3 protein-coding genes are annotated in these 6,234 nt (G+C 29.3%); 2 read left to right on the top strand and 1 reads right to left on the bottom strand.

Annotation, left to right across the window (positions count from 1 at the left end):
• Positions 1-370: 370 nt before the first annotated feature.
• Positions 371-2,764 (top strand): HEAT repeat domain-containing protein, encoded by a 2,394-nt coding sequence (locus tag ACP5GV_RS03670; RefSeq protein ID WP_428102340.1) that lies wholly within the window; start codon positions 371-373, stop codon positions 2,762-2,764.
• Positions 2,765-3,044: 280 nt separating this feature from the next.
• Here the strand turns inward: ACP5GV_RS03670 and ACP5GV_RS03665 are convergent, their stop codons facing one another.
• Complete coding sequence (locus ACP5GV_RS03665; RefSeq protein WP_428102336.1) at positions 3,045-4,040, bottom strand: DNA double-strand break repair nuclease NurA; 996 nt, start codon at positions 4,038-4,040, stop codon at positions 3,045-3,047.
• Positions 4,041-4,140: 100 nt separating this feature from the next.
• On the opposite strand from ACP5GV_RS03665, the gene ACP5GV_RS03660 reads away from it, so the two are divergent.
• Positions 4,141-5,778: an ATP-binding protein gene (locus ACP5GV_RS03660; protein ID WP_428102334.1), complete on the top strand. Its 1,638-nt coding sequence runs from the start codon at positions 4,141-4,143 to the stop codon at positions 5,776-5,778.
• The last annotated feature ends 456 nt before the right edge of the window (positions 5,779-6,234 follow it).

The raw sequence follows: 6,234 nt of genomic DNA, 5'->3' as shown, positions 1-6,234 counted from the left end.
GAGAATGCAATAAAGTTAATCCTTACCTGATGATGAATTCTGCTTAAGAGGGTAATTGTATTAAGATTGTGAAAATAGTTGTGATGTATTAGGAAAGTAGATATGCTACATTAGAAAATGACTCAATAGAACCTCTTTACTCTATAGAAAAGGTATATAAGGAAGATAGTGATGTTTTTCTCAATTTATCCCAATGATTTAGGAGTTAATGTTTACGATCCCTTAAAAGGGGTGCGCGGCTGAATTAGAAGTAATTAAAAGTAAGGAAAAGTTAAGCCGGGGAAGGAGGGGAGGGGGAATAAACACACAAAATATATCATAGCGTTTAAAATTTTTAACTTTAAAATAGCAAATAACATTAGGTGATTAAATGTCTTCTAATGATACAACAAATCTAAGAAATTTTGTAAACCAAGCAAAGGCTTTAAGACTTCTTGATTTAAACAATTTAAAGTACTACTATGGAGTTAATAAGGAACCTCTTGAAATACATGAAAAACTTTCTTTATATAAAGGCCCTAAATTTGAAGAAGAGTTAATAAATAGAAAGGAAATCTCAAATAAAATATCATTATGGGATCCGTCTAAAGATCCTTTAGTCTATGCCATTGTTGGTGTTTCTGGAGTTGGAAAAAGCTGGCTCACTTACAGAATAGTTAGAGAAGCTTTACTTTCTGAAGCTAATATAAAAGCTTACGCAATTGATGATATGGAAAATTTTGATTATCCTAAGGATAGATCTCTTTTGCTTATAGACGATTCAAGGGTAAGTGAATCTGAGCTAAAGGAAGCATATAAGCTACTTATAAAAGCAGTTAAAAAGCAAGAAAAAGAGGTAACAGGACCAATAATAATTACAACTACGGATATTGATTGGGACACAATTTATAAAACAGCTCTAAATGGTCTTAATAGTGATGAGGAAAAAGAAAGATTAAAGAGCAGAACTGTAATAGTTAATGTAGGAAAAGCAAGCAAGGATGAGATGCATAAAATTCTGGATCAGCTTCTTGGAGGTAAGATTCCCATTTCTAATGATTTAAAAGAAAAAATAATTGAAAATGCTAATGGGTTACCTATAATACTTAGGTATTTTATTGAAGGTAAAAAAGCAATAAGACAAAAAGATATAGATGAGATAGAAAAAGACCCAGTGAAATATGCCGCAAAAAAGATAGAGCAATTTTATCTATTTGACTGCAAAATATCATCAAGAAGGAAAGAAGACAAAAAGGATTTCTTGCTAATACTTGCCCTCCTTGGTGCTATATTAAAAACTAAAAATGTAGTTTTAGGCGAGATTGATAAAGATGCACTCAATCTTATATATGGAGAAGATTATGAGAAATCATACATTATAAAATCCCTTGACGCTCTTTTTAATGAGCAAAAGAAATTAAAGACGAAACAACCTAAGATTGGGACTATAGGATTAACAATGAAAGGAATTTATACAAGGTTTCCTCTTTTCGAAACAGATCCTATTTATGGCGAAATCAGGCCAATTCACAATTCAGTTAAAAAAGGTTATGATTATTTATTTAAATCAATTTTTGAAAGTTATGAGAGTGAAATAGATGATTGCATAAAAAATTTAAGAAGCCAAATGTATAACGTTGAAGAATATCATGAAGTTATTAATGGTATATTGAAAGAATTAGAAAGAATTCCTCAGAATTATTTTAAATTTTTTGAGGATTACCTTAAAAATAAAGAAAAATATAAGAGATATAATAATAAAAGAAAAAAGTTGGCTTATGATATATTATCGGTCGAATTTTTACATTCTCTATGGTATAATAAGGATATTTTTGAGCTTATGGCTCTTGATGTTCTCGTAAATATTGATGATATAGATGATAAGCTTTTACATGGAATCGTTAACTTATTATTTAATGATTTTGTTTTGAATAACATAAATGCTTTAAGCAATATTGATGATTTTCACAAACTGTTTTTGGGAGCATTAAAATCTAATGATGAATATGTTCGCTCACGTGCTTGGGAAAACTTAACAAAACTTATTGATAGGGGAATGATTGATAAAAGAGACTCGGATTACTTCCTCTCTTTATTAAAATCTAGAGATGAAAAAGTTCGTTTAACTGCTTGGGAAAACTTAACAAAACTTATTGATAGGGGAATAGTTGAATTAGAAAGTGTTAAAATAAGGAAGAATTATTTCTTATCATTATTGAAGAGTAGTAACGAATATGTGCGATTAACTGCTTGGGCCGATCTTACGAAACTTATTAGTAAAAAAATTTTAGGTAAAAGGGAAGATTACTTCCTCTCATTATTAAGAAGTAGTAACGAATATGTACGTCTATATGCTTGGTACAACGTACTTGAGCTCATGGACAAAGGATTGGTTGATTACGAAAAGGTTAAAGAAAGAAAGAACTACTTCCACTCTTTACTAAGAAGTGGTAGCCAAAAAATTCGTTTAACTGCTTGGTACAACGTACTTGAGCTCATGGACAAAGGATTGGTTGATTACGAAAAGGTTAAAGAAAATAGGAGCTATTTCTTATCATTATTGAAGAGTAATAATGAATATGTACGTTTAACTGCCTGGGAAAACTTAACAAAACTCATTTATAAAGGATTTATCGATTTCGATAAGGTTAAAGAAAGGAAGAACTATTTCTTATCATTATTGCAATCTGAAAATAAATATGTTCGCTCACGTGCTTGGGAAAACTTAACAAAACTCATTGACATAGGGATTTTAAGTAAAGATTATATAAAAGATAATAAATAATATATTTTATTATATATAATTAGTTGTTATCAATATTTTAATTAATTTATGTGTTTTTGATAAATTTTCATGATAAAGGTGGTCTTATAACTATTTAAAAAATTAGTTGTTTATTAGCGAGCATTATTCTCAATTAATTTGAAATATTTTAATAATAAACAACCTTTTTGTTACTGCATTCTTATACAAAGAATTTTTTTCTTTCTTTATACTTTCATTTGCTAAAAATCATACTTGTTAATTTTTAATTCAAAAATGTAAGAAATTATTATTATTATGATTATTCGCTCAAGTCTCTCATAGCTTCAATATATCTATTCCAATCATCATAGTTTACTTCCATTAGGCTCATAGCATTAATAAAAGATATTAAATAAGTTGAGGCACTTAACCTTCTAGAAATCTTATCTGCTGCCTCTATAAAAGTCGGTATTCCTCTTATTGATGTATTTTTTATAGAAGTCCATACACCTTCACACAATAATTCCTTATTCCTGCTCTCAACTCTGAAAACGCTATTTCTAACCTTAATGTATACCATATAACGATAAAACTTGTTTTTCAATATCTCAACTTCTTCCTTATAAATTGGAGAAATAAATTTATCAAATCCTTTGCTCATCTCAAATACTATTATATCATCAGTTGCTCCAATATCAACTAATTTTTTATATCTTTTAGCTATGTTTTCTTCCCTGCTTAATTTTCTTGTAAAGCTTAGCCTCTTTACTATTCCTATTAGATTTTCAGTCTTCCTTTTAATATTAAGAGTTTCAAAAGCTGATTTATAAGGCTCTCCAATAATTTTTGTATATGGCCCAGGAAAAATTGGGCCATCAACAATTAAAACCTTGCTCTTAGCGTTGTTTATGGCATAATTCTCAAGGCTTATCCTCAGCTCGTCCAAAATATTATCATCCTTATAGTTAACTGAATATTGCACATGGTTAACATTTTCAGTAACAATAAAACCTAGATCCTTTACTTTATTTATTACTTCGCTAGATCCCTTTATGGCTATAAATGGTATTGATGCATCTAAAGGTATTAATATATGCTTCCCATTATCGTTTGCGTATAGCGAAGCTAAGTAAAGGTTTGCCCCTCGTACATTTATTATCCTTGAGGAGCTGTCTAAATAACCAAATTCATCTAGAGGCTCACATCTATCAATTTCTCCTTCATAATTTATGTAACTCGTTTCATCAACAATGCCCGAAGGTAAATCTGAACCCAAGTAGCTTTCTTTATATGATATTTCAGATAAAATCTTCATTAATGATCTTATTGCATAGTCTACTTCCGTAAAGATCCCTATTAAATTATAGCGTTTAAAATTTTTAACTTTAAAATAGTAAATAACATTAGGTGATTAAATGTCTTCTAATGATACAATAGATTTAAGAAATTTTATAAACCAAGCAAAGGAAAATGCTAGTAAAAATGGGGAAGTAGTTGGTATAGCCTCTAGGATAACCCCAATATCATATGGAAAGGAAAATAATGAAATAAAGGCAGAAATCCCATTTGAAGTATATTTAAACAAAAAATTTTTGATAGGAAGCTATATTGGTATTTCGTTACCATTTTCAAAATCATTAATTTTAGGAAGAATAATAAATGTAGAGAGATCCGATATTTTAGCAATATCAAAAATACCTGCTTTAACTCCAACTGAAGATATCTCCAGTTTAACAACACCTCTTTCATTAACTATTGAGCTTCTATCTGAGGAAATAAACGGAGAAGTAGTTCCCCCTTCTTCTCCAATAGACCCTCAAAGCCCCATATTTATACCAAATAAGGATTTTATAATAAGAATGCTTGGTTTGCCAAAAGAAGGGGTTGAGATTGGTAATATAATGGAGGGTTATAAAGAACTGGATATAAGATTAAAGTTAACGGATGAAATCTTAAGACATCATATATTAATTGTAGGAACTACTGGTGCTGGAAAAACTAATTTGTTAAAGGTAATTATGAGAAACAGTAACATACCTTTGATAGTTTTTGATATACAAGGTGATTATGTTAAGCCAGCAGCTGAGCTTGGATATAACATAATTGTACCAATAACAAGCGATTATTCTAAATCAGAAATTAATGATATAATAGCTAATTACTTAAAAAGGAGCAACATAAGCAATAAAGTTGATAAAATAGTAGGTCCTATGGTTTTTCTAGATGGGGAGAAAAAGTTTAAAATTAATCTAATTGGCTTTAAGCTTGTAAAAACTTATGGTTTAATAGCTGAGGTTTCACCTTTCTTCTCATCCCAAGGTGCAGCATTCTTTAAAATGTTAACAAGTAATTGTGAAGGTACTATAGATTTATGGGAAAAAAATTGCGAAAGGAACTTAAAAAGCTTGCCTTTACATCAGACAACAAAAGATAACATAATTAGATCAGTAGTATTGCTAAGGGAAACAGGAGTTATTGATACTTATATTAAAGAAGGTAAAACCGATCTTTATTTAGATGAACCTCAATATAATGATATAATAAGCGGAAAAACAGTAGTAGATTTAAGATTTGTCCTCGAGAAAGGTGTTTCTGCAGCTACCATGTCCGCTTTTATTATAGCAGAAAGAATATTTGAACTTGTTGATAGTAGGTATAAAAATGAAGGAAAGGAAACACCATTTTTAATGATATTTGATGAAGCTCATGAATATTTTCCTCAAAGTGGGAGAGGCGATGAAGGAAAAGAGGCATTAGAAAAATTGATTAACAGAATAATGAGGTTAGGTAGGGTAAGAGGGATAGGGACGATTCTAGCTACTCATAGGCCTACGGATCTAAATGATTTGATTCTTACTTTAGCAAATACTAAGATAGCGTTGAGGGCAGACGAAGATGCGTTAATGAAAATTGGCATGGATAAATATACGAATTTATTGCAATCTTCACCAGCAGGATATGGAATAATAAGAACATTTTCTTTAAAAGTTCACGATTTGGAATTTAGATCTTTAAAGTTCGCAGAAAATTCAGAAAGAAAAGATTCAACATAAATTTTAATTTTAAATATTTATGTAAATTTGCGTTAATTTTTTATAAATATAAGAAATAAAAAGATTTTGCGTTATTTTAGTATATTCTAATTAAAAATTCCTTATCAAGATTATTTTATTTTATATTCTAATATATAACTAATACCTTCTATAATAAATATTCCTATTAAAACAGGTTTTATAATGTATGTGAGCTTTACATGATCAAGAACACCAATAAATGTAATTAGTAAAGAAGGTGGGTGTTCTATATTTAAAACTAATTCTATTAAATAGCAAACAAACGATGCTATTGTTGCGTAGAAAATTCCATAAACAAATAATGAAAAAATTACTGCAACAATGCCTGCAAATAAATATGAAAAAACTATTGTGGTTTGCTTATTGATTTTCCAATCCTTATCAGCATATTTTGTTGATGCAGTTGCTAAAAAGGGTGGAAGAATATATTCTTCA

The organism is Caldisphaera sp. (assembly GCF_049974385.1).
GTDB lineage: Archaea > Thermoproteota > Thermoprotei_A > Sulfolobales > Acidilobaceae > Caldisphaera.
Note: the sequence above shows the minus strand (reverse complement) of the source record. Positions and strands in the feature narration are given on the sequence as shown.